Consider the following 12,906-nt stretch of genomic DNA (forward strand, 5'->3'; position numbering starts at 1 on the left):
CATGACCACCCCTCCTCCGGGTTCCCTGCTCACCGCGTCGGAACTGCGCAAGACGTACGGCCCGACCACCGCGCTGGACGGTGCCGCGTTCTCCATCCACCCCGGCGAGGTCGTCGCCGTGATGGGTCCCTCAGGCTCCGGCAAGTCCACCCTGCTGCACTGTCTCGCCGGGATCGTCACACCCGACTCCGGCTCGATCACGTACAACGGCCACGAGATGGCGACGATGAACGACGCCCAGCGCAGTGCGCTGCGCCGCTCCGAGTTCGGGTTCGTCTTCCAGTTCGGCCAGCTCGTGCCGGAGCTGACCTGTGTGGAGAACGTCGCGCTGCCGCTGCGGCTGAACGGCAAGGGCCGCAAGGACGCCGAGCGCGTCGCGCTGTCGTGGATGGAGCGGCTGGAGGTCGACGATCTCAAGGGCAAGCGGCCCGGTGAGGTCTCGGGCGGTCAGGGACAGCGCGTGGCGGTCGCCCGTTCGCTGGTCACCGACCCGCGGGTGCTGTTCGCCGACGAGCCGACCGGCGCGCTCGACTCCCTCAACGGCGAGCGCGTGATGGAGCTGCTGACCGAGGCGGCTCGCTCGACGAACGCCGCCGTCGTGCTGGTCACGCACGAGGCGCGCGTGGCCGCGTACTCGGACCGCGAGATCGTCGTACGGGACGGAAAATCCAGGGACATGGAGCGGATCGTATGAGTGCCCGCCAGTGGTCCCGCGACCTCACCATGGGCGCCAGGTTCGCGGTGACGGGGGGCCGCGAGGCCTGGGTGCGGGTTCTGCTGACGGCCGTCGGGGTCGGGCTCGGGGTGGCGCTGCTGCTGCTCACCACGGCGATCCCCAGCGCGCTGGCCTCCCGGCACGACCGGGAGCGCGACCGCAACGACATGACGTACAGCTCGGTGGTCAAGAAGAAGTCCGACCGTACGCTGCTCGTCGCGTCCGCGGACACCACCTTCCGCGACGAGGACGTACGCGGCCGGCTGCTCGAACCCGACGGGTCCCGCGCGCCGTTGCCGCCGGGCCTGTCCACGTTCCCCGCGGTCGGCGACATGGTCGTCTCGCCCGCGCTCGACCGGTTGCTGAAGTCCCCGGACGGCAAGCTCCTGCGCGAGAGGCTCGACTACCGCGTCAGCGGCACGATCGCCGACAGCGGGCTCATCGGTCCGCACGAACTCGCCTTCTACGCGGGCGCCGACGACCTGGGCGCGACCGGTCTGAGCACCGGCCGCATCGAACGCATCGACGCGTTCGGCTCCAGCGGGCAGTCCGAGGCGATGGACCCCGTCCTGCTGCTGCTCGTGCTGATCGTCTTCGTGGTGCTGCTGATGCCCGTCGGCGTCTTCATCGCCGCGGCCGTACGGTTCGGCGGCGAGCGGCGCGACCGCCGGCTGGCGGCGCTGCGGCTGGTCGGCGCGGACGGGCGGATGGCCCGGCGGATCGCGGCCGGCGAGGCGCTGGCCGGGGCGCTGGTCGGACTGGTCCTCGGCGCCGGGTTCTTCCTGATCGGGCGCCAACTGGTGGGCCTGATCAATCTCTTCAGGATCAGCGTCTTCCCGAGCGACCTCAATCCGACGCCCGCCCTGGTGGCGCTGGTGGCCCTCGCCGTCCCGGCCGCCGCGGTCGCGGTGACGCTCTTCGCGCTGCGCGGCGTCGTCATCGAACCGCTCGGCGTGGTGCGCACCGCCCGGCCCTCGCGGCGCCGGCTGTGGTGGCGGCTGCTGCTGCCGCTGGGCGGCCTCGCGATGCTCTACCCGATGATCGGGCAGGGGCGGTCCAACGGCGACTTCAACCAGTACCTCGTCGTCGGCGGCGTCATCCTGCTCCTGGTCGGCATCACCGCGCTGCTGCCCTGGGTGGTCGAGGCGGTCGTCGCCCGGCTGAACTCCGGTGGTATCGCCTGGCAGCTGGCCGTCCGCAGGCTCCAGTTGAGCAGCGGCACAGCGGCTCGTATGGTCAACGGCATCGCGGTCGCGGTGGCCGGAGCGATAGCCCTGCAGATGCTGTTCGCCGGGGTCGACGGCGACTACACCAAGGTCAGCAAGAACGACCTCACACGCGCCCAGATGTCCGTCGCCGTACCGGCCAAGGTGCCGCTGGACGAAGCGGTCCGGCAGATGTCCGGGACCAAGGGCGTCACCCACACGACCGCCCTCGGACGGACCGAACTGGGCGACGCGCGCTTCGAACCCGAGCGCCAGTCGTCCGTGACGGTCGGCGACTGCGCGGCCCTGCTGGAGGCGGCCGAGCTGCCCTCCTGCAAGGACGGCGACATCTTCGCGGTGGAGAACGCCAAGTGGGACACGACCACCGCGGAGCTCGACAAGGCCGGCACCAAGCTCTACCTCGACCCTTCCTACGGCTCGTCCGTCAAGGGCGAGGAGATCGCCTGGACGGTGCCGAAGGGCGTCAAGCGGGCGGACTCGCGCGAGGACCCGTCGGGCGACGAGCGCGGCGGTTTCCTGTTCACGCCGGGCGCGCTGCCCGAGCGGGCCGCGTCCGTCACGCGCGGGACGGTCTACCTCCAGCTCGACGAGTCGGTGCCGGACGTCCGTGAACTCGTCCGCAACAGCGCGGTGCGGATCGACCCGCTGGCCGACGCCAGCGCCTGGACGGCGACGACCCGGTCCGAGAAGTTCACGTCCATCCGTACCGGGCTGTTCGTCGGTGCGACCTGCGTTCTCGTGCTGATCGGCGCGAGCCTGCTCGTCTCCCAGCTGGAGCAGCTCCGCGAGCGCAAGAAGCTGCTGTCGGCGCTGGTCGCCTTCGGCACCCGGCGCCGCACCCTGAGCATGTCGGTGCTGTGGCAGACCGCGATCCCGATCGCCCTGGGGCTCGCCCTCGCGTCGGTCGTCGGGCTCACGCTCGGCACGGTCCTGCTGAAGATGACGGGCACCTCGGTGAGCGTGGACTGGGCGAGCGTGCTGTCGATGACCGGCATCGGAGCGGGAGTCGTGCTCCTGGTGACGCTGCTCAGTCTGCCGCCGCTGATCCGCCTGATGCGGCCGGACGGACTCCGCACGGAGTAGGACGCCGCCCGCGTCACGCGCCGCCGCCGGTGGCCCTCCCCGCCCGGGAGGGCCACCGGTTCACGTTCAGATGCTGTACTCCCGTACCACGCGCCGGACTTGGGCGAAGAGCATGCCCACGTTCACCGCCTTGCGGCAGACGACCACGGCGACCACGTCCTGCTGGTCGTTCATGCGCACGAACAGATGCGTGAGGTTGTCGCTGTTGACCAGGATCTCCTGGAAGAAGTGCGTGTCGGACTCGATGCCGCGGCGTTCTTTGAAGACGTCCTCGATCATCTGGACCGTGCGTCCCTGGAACAGGTCGAGGGTCGCGCCCGCGAGCAGGTCCAGGACCTCCGGTGGATGGTTGTCGACGGTCTCGTACGACAGCAGCATTCCGGTCGACATGTCGACGGCTCCGGAGGCGACGCAGTCCGGCGCGTCGGTGCGCAGTGATTTGACCAGGCCCATGATCTGGTCGGAGAAACCCGGCGTCATTCGCTTGGTGGCCATGTCGTCATACCCCTTCGGTCGCGGATTCGGTCACAGCTCCGACGAGCGGGTCGGCCGCGGTCGGGCTCCCGTCGAGCGGGTCGGGGTCGGCGCCTTCGAGGATCGACCCGATACGGCCGAGGGCCGGCCGGGTCTGCTCGTGGAGCCGTTCGAGGTCGATGCCCTCGTCACCGAGGACGATCATCAGCGCGGTGTCACCGACCGCGTAGAAGGCCGCGAGGCCCTGGCTGCCGTAGGTCACGGTCTGGCGGAACGCGCCCCGAGCGGTCACGGCGGTCGCGCGGCGCGCGATGCCGAGGCCCGCGGCGGCGATCGCGGCGAGGCTCTCCGGGTCGATGGTGTCGGCGGTGTCGGCCGCGATGAGCATTCCGTCGGCGGCCGCCACCGCCGTATCGGTGATTCCGGTCACCCGTTCCCGGAGGCCTCTCATTTCCTTGGCCAATGCCTCGTGATTCATATAGTGAACTCCCTGGTGATCGGACGCATTCGATGGATGACAGGCATGCGGTTTCAGGTACCGGAATCCGGGGTCCAGATCCGGTGCCGCAGACGGAAGAACCCTCTCCAGCTCGCCGCGGCCCTTTCGGGGGCGAGTGTTTCGGTGATTCCGCTCGCGCCGGGCTCACGGCGGGGCAGGGACGGAGCGCTCTCTCCGGGCTCACGGCGCGGCAGAGGCGGAGCGCTCGCTCCGGGAAGCGGGACGGAAGCCGCCCGGGACTCCGGTGCCGGGGTCACTTCGGAGCCCACCGCGGAGGCCAGGGCCGAGAACACCGTGGAGTCCATCGCGGGGGCGGCCGAGGGTCGCTGCCGGAGCGCGCCGGCCGGCGGAACGCGCACGGTGACCGGGGCGGCCGAGGCCGGTTCCCCCGGCAGCTCCAGCAGACCCTCGCCGAGCATGCGGGCCATCCCCACCGTCACGGTGTAGGCGCCGAGGCCGGTCGCGAAGGCGATGTCCCGGGCGGTCCGCCGGCCGTCGGCGTGGGTCAGCAACTCCTTCTGCGAGGGCGGTAGTTGCTCGCGTATCTCGTCCGACACGTCGGCGGGCACGGGACGTTCGCGGTCCGGTCGTACGGGCTGCGGCAGGGCGGCGACGGCCGCGAGCTTCCTCGCCGCGTCCTGCAACAACCGCCCCGGCGCCTCCCCGAGGGCCACCGTCGCGTACGGCTCGAAGGCGGCGTCGAGCGGGTCGCACGCCTCCACGTCACCGGCCACCACGGCGAACGCCGCGTCCTGCATCGCCATCATGCAGACGACCCGGAGCTGCGCGGCCCCCGCGTAGCCGTGGGCGATCAGCCCGGCCTGGGGCCACCGGGTGGCCCCTGCCTCCCGGAGCAGTTCGGCCCACTGCTCGCCGCTGACGCGGCCGGAGCGCAGCAATCGCGCCTCGGGGCCGGGTGCGCCCGGACTTTCGACGGCGACGACGCAGCCGTCACGGAGATGGAAAACTCCCCCGGGCTTTCCGGACACGCGCAGTTTCCCCGTCGCCCGGGTGCCCTGGCATTCGCTCAGCGCGCGCGACAGCAGGTCGTATCCGACCCTGCCAAGGGAATCCCGAATGGCCGACATCACTCCCCTTGGAACGTCCGGCGCTTCGCACTGACGCCTGATGATTCACACTGAGGGAGTATGTGTATCAGCCGGGGGCGTATATCCCAGCGAGAGTCGCACTACCTGACGGAAGTTGAAATATCCCGCCTGCCGAAGGGCCTTATCGGTCGTTCGAATGACCGACTATGCACGGCGGTTCAGGCCTCCGCACCCAACACCCGTACGGGCAGCGGGCGCAGCGCCTCACGCAGGGCCGCCGCCAGTTCCTCGTACTCGCTGCCCCGCACGGCACCCGCCCGCATCGCGAGCGCGATCCGCCGGGTGGGCGCCGGATCCGCGAAGTACCCGGTGAGGAGTTCATCGCTGCGGGTCGTCTCCACCTTGACGGCGGTGCGCGGCAGCAGCGTCACGCCGAGACCGCCGGCGACGAGCTGGACGAGGGTCGACAGGCCCGCGGCGGTGGTGGTGACGGGGGCGTCCGCGCGTCCGGCCTCACGGCAGATGTCCAGGGCCTGGTCGCGCAGGCAGTGGCCCTCGTCGAGCAGCAGGAGACGGAGTTCGCGCAGCGCCTCGCGTGGAATGCCCTCCCGGCCGCCCAGCCAGTGGTCGAGCGGGGTCACCAGCACGAAGTCCTCGTCGAACAGCGGGAGTTCGACCACACCGGGCACGCCGAGGGGTACGGCGAGCAGCAGCAGGTCGAGCCGTCCGACCGTGAGGCCCTCCAGCAGGCTGGCCGTCTGTTCCTCGTGCACCTGGAGGTCGAGGTCGGGGTAGCGGTCGTGGACGAGCCGCAGGACGGTGGGCAGGAGGTAGGGGGCCACGGTGGGGATGACGCCGAGGCGCAGCGCCCCGGTGAACGGCGCGCGCACGGCCTCCGCCTCCTCCATCAGCGCGCCGACCTCGTCCAGCACCGCCTTGGCGCGTACGGCGAGACGCTCGCCGGCGGGCGACAGCAGCACCTTGCGGGTCGTACGCTCCAGCAGGGTCACCCCGAGGATGTCCTCCAGCGCGGAGACCGCGCCGGAGAGTGCGGGCTGGCTCATGCCGATCGCGGCGGCCGCGTCACGGAAGTGCAGGTACTCGGCCACGGCGGCGAAGGCGCGCAGTTGCGCGAGGCTGGGCCGGCGGCGGCCGTTCCCCTTGCCGCCCGCTCTGCCGACGGCTCCCGCTCTGCCGAGGGGGGAACCCGTCCTGCCGGCGGCGCCGGTCCCGCCGGTGGAGCTCGCCATGGCCGCACCTCTCCCTCCGCGCCGTTTCACCGACGGTCACTGATAGTCGCATCCGATCAACCCGACCGAGTGTAGCTATTTCCCGGATCAATGCAGCCTGTGCCAACATCAAGTTCGTCCAACCCAAGGGAAAAGTCCTCAAAAGGGGCGATCCCTCGCTACAAGGAGAGCGTGTGCTCACTGTCGGTGACAAGTTCCCCGAGTTCGAACTGGCTGCCTGCGTCTCGCTGGAGAAGGGCAAGGAGTTCGAGACGATCAACCACAAGACCTACGAGGGCTCGTGGAAAATCGTTTTTGCGTGGCCCAAGGACTTCACTTTCGTGTGCCCGACCGAGATCGCCGCTTTCGGCAAGCTGAACGAGGAGTTCGCCGACCGTGACGCCCAGGTCCTCGGCTTCTCCGGCGACTCCGAGTTCGTGCACCACGCCTGGCGCAAGGACCACGACGACCTGCGTGACCTGCCCTTCCCGATGATGGCCGACTCGAAGCACGAGCTCATGCGTGACCTCGGCATCGAGGGCGAGGACGGCTTCGCCAAGCGCGCCGTCTTCATCGTCGACCAGAACAACGAGATCCAGTTCTCCATGGTGACCGCCGGTTCCGTCGGCCGTAACCCCAAGGAGGTCCTGCGGGTCCTCGACGCTCTCCAGACGGACGAGCTCTGCCCGTGCAACTGGACCAAGGGCGAGAACACCCTCGACCCGGTCGCGCTGCTGGCCGGTGAGTGACCTTCCATGGCCCTCGACGAACTGAAGTCCGCCGTACCGGACTACGCCAAGGACCTGCGCCTGAACCTCGGTTCGGTGATCGGCAACAGTGACCTTCCGCAGCAGCAGCTGTGGGGCACCGTGCTGGCCTGCGCCATCGCCTCGCGCTCACCGCGGGTGCTGCGTGAGCTGGAGCCCGAGGCGAAGGCCCAGCTGTCGCCCGAGGCGTACACGGCCGCCAAGTCGGCCGCCGCGATCATGGCGATGAACAACGTCTTCTACCGGACGCGGCACCTGCTCTCCGACCCGGAGTACGGGACCCTGCGGGCCGGTCTGCGGATGAACGTCATCGGCAACCCGGGCGTGGACAAGGTCGACTTCGAGCTGTGGTCGCTCGCCGTCTCCGCCGTCAACGGCTGCGGCCAGTGCCTCGACTCCCACGAGCAGGTGCTCCGCAAGGCGGGCGTCGACCGGGAGACGATCCAGGAGGCGTTCAAGATCGCGGCCGTCCTCCAGGCGGTCGGTGCCACGCTGGACGCCGAGGCCGTTCTCGCCGAGTAGTCCGTACCCGCTTGAGCTTTCAGGGCCCCGTTCACCTGTGTGGTGGGCGGGGCCCCGAGTGTTTCGTTCGTCCCGCCGGCTCCTGCCGCGCAATCCCGTGAACGGTGGAAGAACCGCTACGGCGTCAGGCGGTGGGCCGGGGACGCGTCCAACGCGGTGGCGCCCCGGGGCTCCGGGGCGTGGCGCAGGTCCGCTTCGCGGGCGTACGAACGCAGGTACACGACCACCGTGTTGGTCACCGCGACCAGCGGGACCGCGACGACCGCTCCGCCGATGCCGGCGATCATGCCGCCCGCGGCGACCGAGAGGACGACCGCCAGGGGGTGGACGCGGACCGCGCGGCCGAGGATGAAGGGCTGGAGGATGTGGCCCTCGATCTGCTGGACGGCGAGGACCACGGCGAGGGTCATGACGGCGGTGAAGACACCTTGGGTCACCAGCGCGACCACCACCGCCAGCGCCCCGGAGATCACCGCGCCCACCAGGGGGATGAACGCGCCGAGGAAGATGAAGACGGCGAGCGGCACGGCCATGGGGACGTCGAGGAAGTAGATGCCCAGGCCGATGAAGGTCGCGTCGATCAGGGCGACGATCACCGTGCCGCGGACGTACGCCGTGAGTGTGCGCCAGGCGCGCGGACCCGCGCCCGCGACGCCGGTCCGGGCGGCGGCCGGGACGAGCTTGAGCGACCACTCCCAGATCCGCTTGCCGTCGTAGAGCAGGAAGAGGGTCGAGAACATCGTGAGCAGGATGCCGGTGAGGGCTTCGACGATGACCGTCACGCCCTGCAGGCCGGCCGACGTGATCTGGTCCGTGTTCGCGCCGATCGCCTCGCGGAGGTTCTTCGCGATCTCGTTGATCTGCTTGTCCGTCACATGGAACGGGCCCTTGAGGAGCCACTTGCGCAGCTCGTCGATGCCGTCCTGGATCTGGTTGGAGAGGTTGTCGATGTTCTCCTGGACCTGCCAGACCACGAACCAGCCGACCAGCCCCATGATGACGAAGCCGAGGATCGCGGTGAGCGCGGTGGCGAGCCCGCGCGGCACCCCGTAGCGCGTCAGCCGGGCCACCGTCGGCTGGAGCAGCGCGGTGATGAGCAGCGCGGCCACGAAGGCCAGCACCACGAGCTGCACGGCGCTGATGACCCGCATCAGCACCCAGACGGTGCCCGCGAGGATGAGCAGCCGCCAGCCGGCCTCGGCGGCGACGCGCACCCCCCACGGCACGGCGAGGGCGGGGTCGGGACGCTGCGTGGGCACGTACGCGACGGTCGCGGCCGACTCCTCGGAGGGGCGCTGGACCGGGAGCGCGGACGGCTCGGCGTCCGTCGCCGGGTCCGTCGGAGGCTCGGGGGCCTCGGGGCGGGTGACGGGTGCGTCGGCGGGCGCCCGCCCGTCGGGGACGCCCTCGCCGTCGAGGGATCCCTGTGACTCCAGCTCCACTTCGGCGCGGCGTTCGTCCAACCGCTCCCCCAGCTCGGTGAGTCCGGCGCCGAGCCGGCCGAGCCACCCTGGTACTCGCGACATGATGCGTCCTTTTCCCCCGTTGCTCCCCACCACTCCCCCCTGGAGTCGTCGGGTCCGACCGTACATGGCCGAAGCCCCTCCCCCTAGGACGGGGAGGGGCTTCGCAAGGTTGAGCGGCCGACGTACGGCGTGGGGCTCAGTACCAGTTGTTGGCCTGCCAGAACGACCATGCGTCACAAGGACTGCCGTACCGGCTGTCCATGTAGTTGAGGCCCCACTTGATCTGTGTGGCCGGGTTCGTCTGCCAGTCGGAACCGACGGACGACATCTTGGAGCCGGGCAGAGCCTGGAAGAGACCGTAGGCACCCGAGGAGGCGTTGACCGCCTTGTAGTTCCAGCTCGACTCGTGGTTCACGATGTTGCTGAAGCACTGGAACTGACCGCTCGGCACCATCTGGCGCGCCATCGCCTGGATCTGGGCGACGGTGTACGAGGACTGGACGGAGAAGCTGGAGGCTTCGCGCGTCGCGGAGCGGCTGGCCGCTTCCTGCGCCGCCTTGCGCTCCTTGGCTTCCTTCTCGGCCTTCTCCGCAGCCTTCTGCTTCGCGACGGCGTCGTCGGCCGCCTGCTTGCGGGCGGCTTCCTCCGCGTCCTTCTTGGCGCCTGCGTCCGCGGCGATGGCCTGGGCATCGGCCTGCTGCGTCAGGGACGCGGTCTGCACCTGGGCCTGCTGGCCCGCAGGTATGTCTGCGAGGAGGGTCGAGTCGCTCGCCGTCGCCTCGGCGTCGTTCGAGGGCTGAGCGACGCTGCCAGAGGCAACTCCGACGACGCTTCCGACAGCGGTGACCGCGGTGGCCGAAGCCACTGCGAATCCCCGGACCGAAATCCGGCTCACACGGTTTCCTTCCAGCATCGCCCGCTTAGGTGACCCTCGCGGACGCAATCGTGCCCCTCGGCGCTGGCCTCCCAACTGCGGGGTCACAGGGAAGCACGGGCCCGGTGGGCAACTCCCGCTCGGGGAGCGCCGCGTGGTGCGCGGGCGGCATACGACGGCTCTATGGAGTTCTGAGGTTCCGGTGTTGCCGTACCGCTGGGGATACAGCTGTGTCGCATGCGGGGCCTGACAGGAGTGAGACTTTAGCCGTAACCCGACGCCGCACGGCAATTCCGCGTCGCGTGTGAAAGCTCACACCTCGTTCGCCTCAGCTGTTTCCCGGAAAGCCCAGCGCAGCAAGACGCCGCCCGGCTAGGCTTTTCGCCTTTGCCGGACGGCGCCAACCAGCGTGTATCAACCACCCTTTGACCAGGTGGGGACAGCCGCTATCAGATCTGCCCGTCCTCCAGCATTTCGGTCACGAGTGCCGCAATCTGGGACCTCTCCGAACGATTCAGCGTGACGTGCGCGAAGAGCGGATGGCCCTTCAACTTCTCGACGACGGCGACCACTCCGTCGTACCGACCGACACGCAGATTGTCCCTTTGCGCCACATCATGGGTCAGAACAACCCGGGAATTCGCGCCGATCCGGGACAGAACAGTCAGCAGGACGTTCCGTTCCAGGGACTGGGCCTCGTCCACGATCACGAACGCGTCGTGGAGCGAACGGCCACGGATGTGCGTGAGCGGCAGGACCTCCAGCATGCCGCGCGCGGTGACCTCCTCGATGACCTCGCGGCTGGTGACCGCGGAGAGCGTGTCGAAGACCGCCTGGGCCCAGGGGCTCATCTTCTCGGACTCGGAGCCGGGCAGATAGCCGAGCTCCTGCCCGCCCACCGCGTACAGCGGCCGGAAGACCATCACCTTCTGGTGCTGGCGGCGTTCGAGGACGGCCTCCAGGCCCGCGCAGAGCGCGAGCGCGGACTTGCCGGTGCCGGCCCGGCCGCCCATCGACACGATCCCGATGTCCGGGTCGAGCAGCAGATCGAGCGCGATGCGCTGCTCGGCACTGCGGCCCTTGATGCCGAACGCCTCCCGATCGCCGCGTACGAGCCGGACGTTGCCGTCGGAGGTGACGCGGCCGAGGGCCTTGCCGCGCTCCGACTGGATCGTCAGGCCCGTGTGCACGGGCAGACCGGCCGCTTCGGGGACATGGGCGTGCCCGTCCTCGAACAGGGCGTCCACCTGCTCGCCGGCCAGGGTCAGTTCGGACATTCCGGTCCAGCCGGAGGAGCCCGTGATGGCGAGCTCCGCGCGGTACTCCTCGGCGAGGAGACCCACGGAGGACGCCTTGATCCTGAGCGGCAGGTCCTTCGAGACGACGGTGACGTCGTACCCCTCGGCCTGCAGGTTCCGGGCGACCGCGAGGATGCGGGAGTCGTTGTCCCCCAGGCGGTACCCGCTGGGCAGGACGCTGGGGTCCGAGTGGTTGAGCTCGACGCGTACCGTCCCGCCGAGCTCCCCGACGGGAATCGGGGAGTCGAGGCGGCCGTGCCGGACCCGGAACTCGTCGAGCAGGCGTAGGGCCTGCCGGGCGAAGTACCCGAGTTCGGGATGGTGCCGCTTGGCCTCCAGCTCCGTGACCACGACGATCGGGAGCACCACTTCATGCTCGTCGAAGCGGCTCAGGGCGTTGGGATCGGCCAGCAGGACGCTGGTGTCGAGAACATAGGTGCGCCGGTCAGGCGTGCGGCGCTTTGTGCTGGTCACCACGGAAGGACGTACCCCCTCGGATGAGGTCGGGGAGCGACGAAGGAGATCTGGACCGGTCTCGGACACCGATGCACGGGCCGAAAACCGGCCCTCCGCTTCGTCCGTACTGACCGCACGGTCGGGCTGGTGCAAAGGGCCTCCCGGGCGGACGGCCCCGTGCCGTCCGCTGAGATCCGACACCCGTGGTTCGGGTGTCGACCTGCAAGGCTTATGCCCTCGAACGAGCCAAGCCATGCCACGGCATATGACGGCGCGTTCGTTAACTCCCGGTGACGTACGTCCCCGCAGGGTGCCCCGGACCTCTCGGGGCACCCCGGAATTCAGCCTCCGTAACGGCGGTGTCGCGCGGCGTAGTCACGCAGGGCGCGCAGGAAGTCGACCTTGCGGAAGGCGGGCCAGAAGACTTCGCAGAAGTAGTACTCGGAGTGAGCGGTCTGCCAGAGCATGAATCCGGACAGCCGCTGCTCGCCGCTCGTGCGGATCACCAGGTCCGGATCGGGCTGGGCGCCGGTGTAGAGGTGCTTGCCGATGAGGTCGACGTCGACACGGTCCGCGAGGTCCTCCATCGAGGTGCCCTTGTCGGCGGCGTCGAGGATCATCGAGCGCACGGCGTCGGCGATCTCCTGGCGGCCGCCGTAGCCGATGGCGACGTTGACGACTATCCCCTCGACGTGCGCGGTCGCCTCCTCGGCCTCCTTGAGGGCCGACTGCATCGCGGACGGCAGGATGTCCCGGGTGCCGACGTGGTGCACCCGCCAGCGGCCGTCGGCGGCGAGGGTGCGGACGACGCCCTCGATGATGCCGAGCAGCGGGCCGAGCTCCTCCTGCGGACGGTCGAAGTTGTCGGTGGACAGCAGCCACAGGGTGACGACCTCGACATCGGTCTCGGAGCACCAGCCGAGGAACTCCCCGATCTTGTCCGCTCCGGCCCGATGACCCTGGGCGGTGGTGGAGCCCGCCGCCTTCGCCCAGCGCCGGTTGCCGTCCATGATGACGCCGATGTGCTTGGGCACCTGGTCGTGGTCGAGGTGGCCTTCCACCCTGCGTGCATAGAACCTGACCAGCAGGCGGCGCAGGTTGTCGCGCAAGGTCACGTGTTGTCAGCCCCTTTGTGCGGATCGGACAGACGCGCCCGAGCACAGTCCCTGTCCATATGGCGGCCCCCGGGGCGAAGCCTACCGCTGTGAGACGCGAGGGCTCCCGTGGGGCCTCCGCACCCTGACATAG

The 12,906-nt window shown here is 69.8% G+C and carries 12 protein-coding genes; 4 read left to right on the top strand and 8 right to left on the bottom strand.

Translation table 11 applies throughout. The annotated features are described in order from the left end of the window. Position 1 precedes the first annotated feature (1 nt). Together ABZX90_RS16240 and ABZX90_RS16245 are read left to right on the top strand one after the other, a co-directional pair. Positions 2-694 (top strand): ABC transporter ATP-binding protein, encoded by a 693-nt coding sequence (locus tag ABZX90_RS16240; protein ID WP_355205320.1) that lies wholly within the window; start codon positions 2-4, stop codon positions 692-694. Then, positions 691-3,024 carry an FtsX-like permease family protein gene (locus ABZX90_RS16245; protein ID WP_355205323.1) on the top strand — a complete coding sequence of 778 codons (2,334 nt, stop codon included), beginning with the start codon at positions 691-693 and terminating at the stop codon, positions 3,022-3,024. Before ABZX90_RS16240 ends, ABZX90_RS16245 begins: the two co-directional genes overlap by 4 nt. A 66-nt stretch (positions 3,025-3,090) precedes the next feature. Here ABZX90_RS16245 and ABZX90_RS16250 read toward each other — a convergent pair whose 3' ends face one another. The 4 genes from ABZX90_RS16250 to ABZX90_RS16265 all read right to left on the bottom strand — a co-directional run bounded on the left by ABZX90_RS16250 (position 3,091) and on the right by ABZX90_RS16265 (position 6,173). After that, entirely contained in the window at positions 3,091-3,519 is a 429-nt protein-coding gene (locus ABZX90_RS16250) for a hypothetical protein (RefSeq protein ID WP_351126014.1), read from the bottom strand. 4 nt (positions 3,520-3,523) lie between these two features. After that, entirely contained in the window at positions 3,524-3,976 is a 453-nt protein-coding gene (locus ABZX90_RS16255; protein ID WP_351126016.1) for a roadblock/LC7 domain-containing protein, read from the bottom strand. A 53-nt stretch (positions 3,977-4,029) separates the two neighbouring features. Next, the gene (locus ABZX90_RS16260; protein ID WP_355205327.1) at positions 4,030-5,085 is read right to left on the bottom strand and encodes a MarR family transcriptional regulator; all 1,056 of its coding nucleotides are present in this window, start codon (positions 5,083-5,085) and stop codon (positions 4,030-4,032) included. Positions 5,086-5,264: 179 nt separating this feature from the next. After that, entirely contained in the window at positions 5,265-6,173 is a 909-nt protein-coding gene (locus ABZX90_RS16265) for a LysR substrate-binding domain-containing protein (protein ID WP_355205478.1), read from the bottom strand. 296 nt (positions 6,174-6,469) lie between these two features. On the opposite strand from ABZX90_RS16265, the gene ABZX90_RS16270 reads away from it, so the two are divergent. After that, on the top strand, positions 6,470-7,024 hold the full coding sequence (locus tag ABZX90_RS16270) for a peroxiredoxin (protein ID WP_351126019.1): 555 nt from the start codon (positions 6,470-6,472) through the stop codon (positions 7,022-7,024). Between the two features lie 6 nt (positions 7,025-7,030). Next, positions 7,031-7,564, top strand: coding sequence for an alkyl hydroperoxide reductase (locus tag ABZX90_RS16275; RefSeq protein WP_351126021.1), 534 nt, complete (start codon positions 7,031-7,033; stop codon positions 7,562-7,564). Between the two features lie 116 nt (positions 7,565-7,680). Here ABZX90_RS16275 and ABZX90_RS16280 read toward each other — a convergent pair whose 3' ends face one another. The 4 genes from ABZX90_RS16280 to ABZX90_RS16295 form a co-directional block, all read right to left on the bottom strand. Then, complete coding sequence (locus tag ABZX90_RS16280; RefSeq protein WP_355205330.1) at positions 7,681-9,090, bottom strand: AI-2E family transporter; 1,410 nt, start codon at positions 9,088-9,090, stop codon at positions 7,681-7,683. A 136-nt stretch (positions 9,091-9,226) separates the two neighbouring features. Next, positions 9,227-9,943 carry a transglycosylase SLT domain-containing protein gene (locus ABZX90_RS16285; protein WP_351126025.1) on the bottom strand — a complete coding sequence of 239 codons (717 nt, stop codon included), beginning with the start codon at positions 9,941-9,943 and terminating at the stop codon, positions 9,227-9,229. Between the two features lie 410 nt (positions 9,944-10,353). Further along, a complete protein-coding gene (locus ABZX90_RS16290) occupies positions 10,354-11,679 on the bottom strand; it encodes a PhoH family protein (RefSeq protein WP_351126027.1) in 1,326 nt (441 codons plus the stop codon). Between the two features lie 320 nt (positions 11,680-11,999). Next, a complete protein-coding gene (locus ABZX90_RS16295) occupies positions 12,000-12,773 on the bottom strand; it encodes an isoprenyl transferase (protein ID WP_351126029.1) in 774 nt (257 codons plus the stop codon). Positions 12,774-12,906 lie beyond the last annotated feature (133 nt).

This window comes from Streptomyces sp. NPDC002935 (assembly GCF_040611295.1).
In the GTDB taxonomy this organism is placed as follows: Bacteria; Actinomycetota; Actinomycetes; order Streptomycetales; family Streptomycetaceae; genus Streptomyces.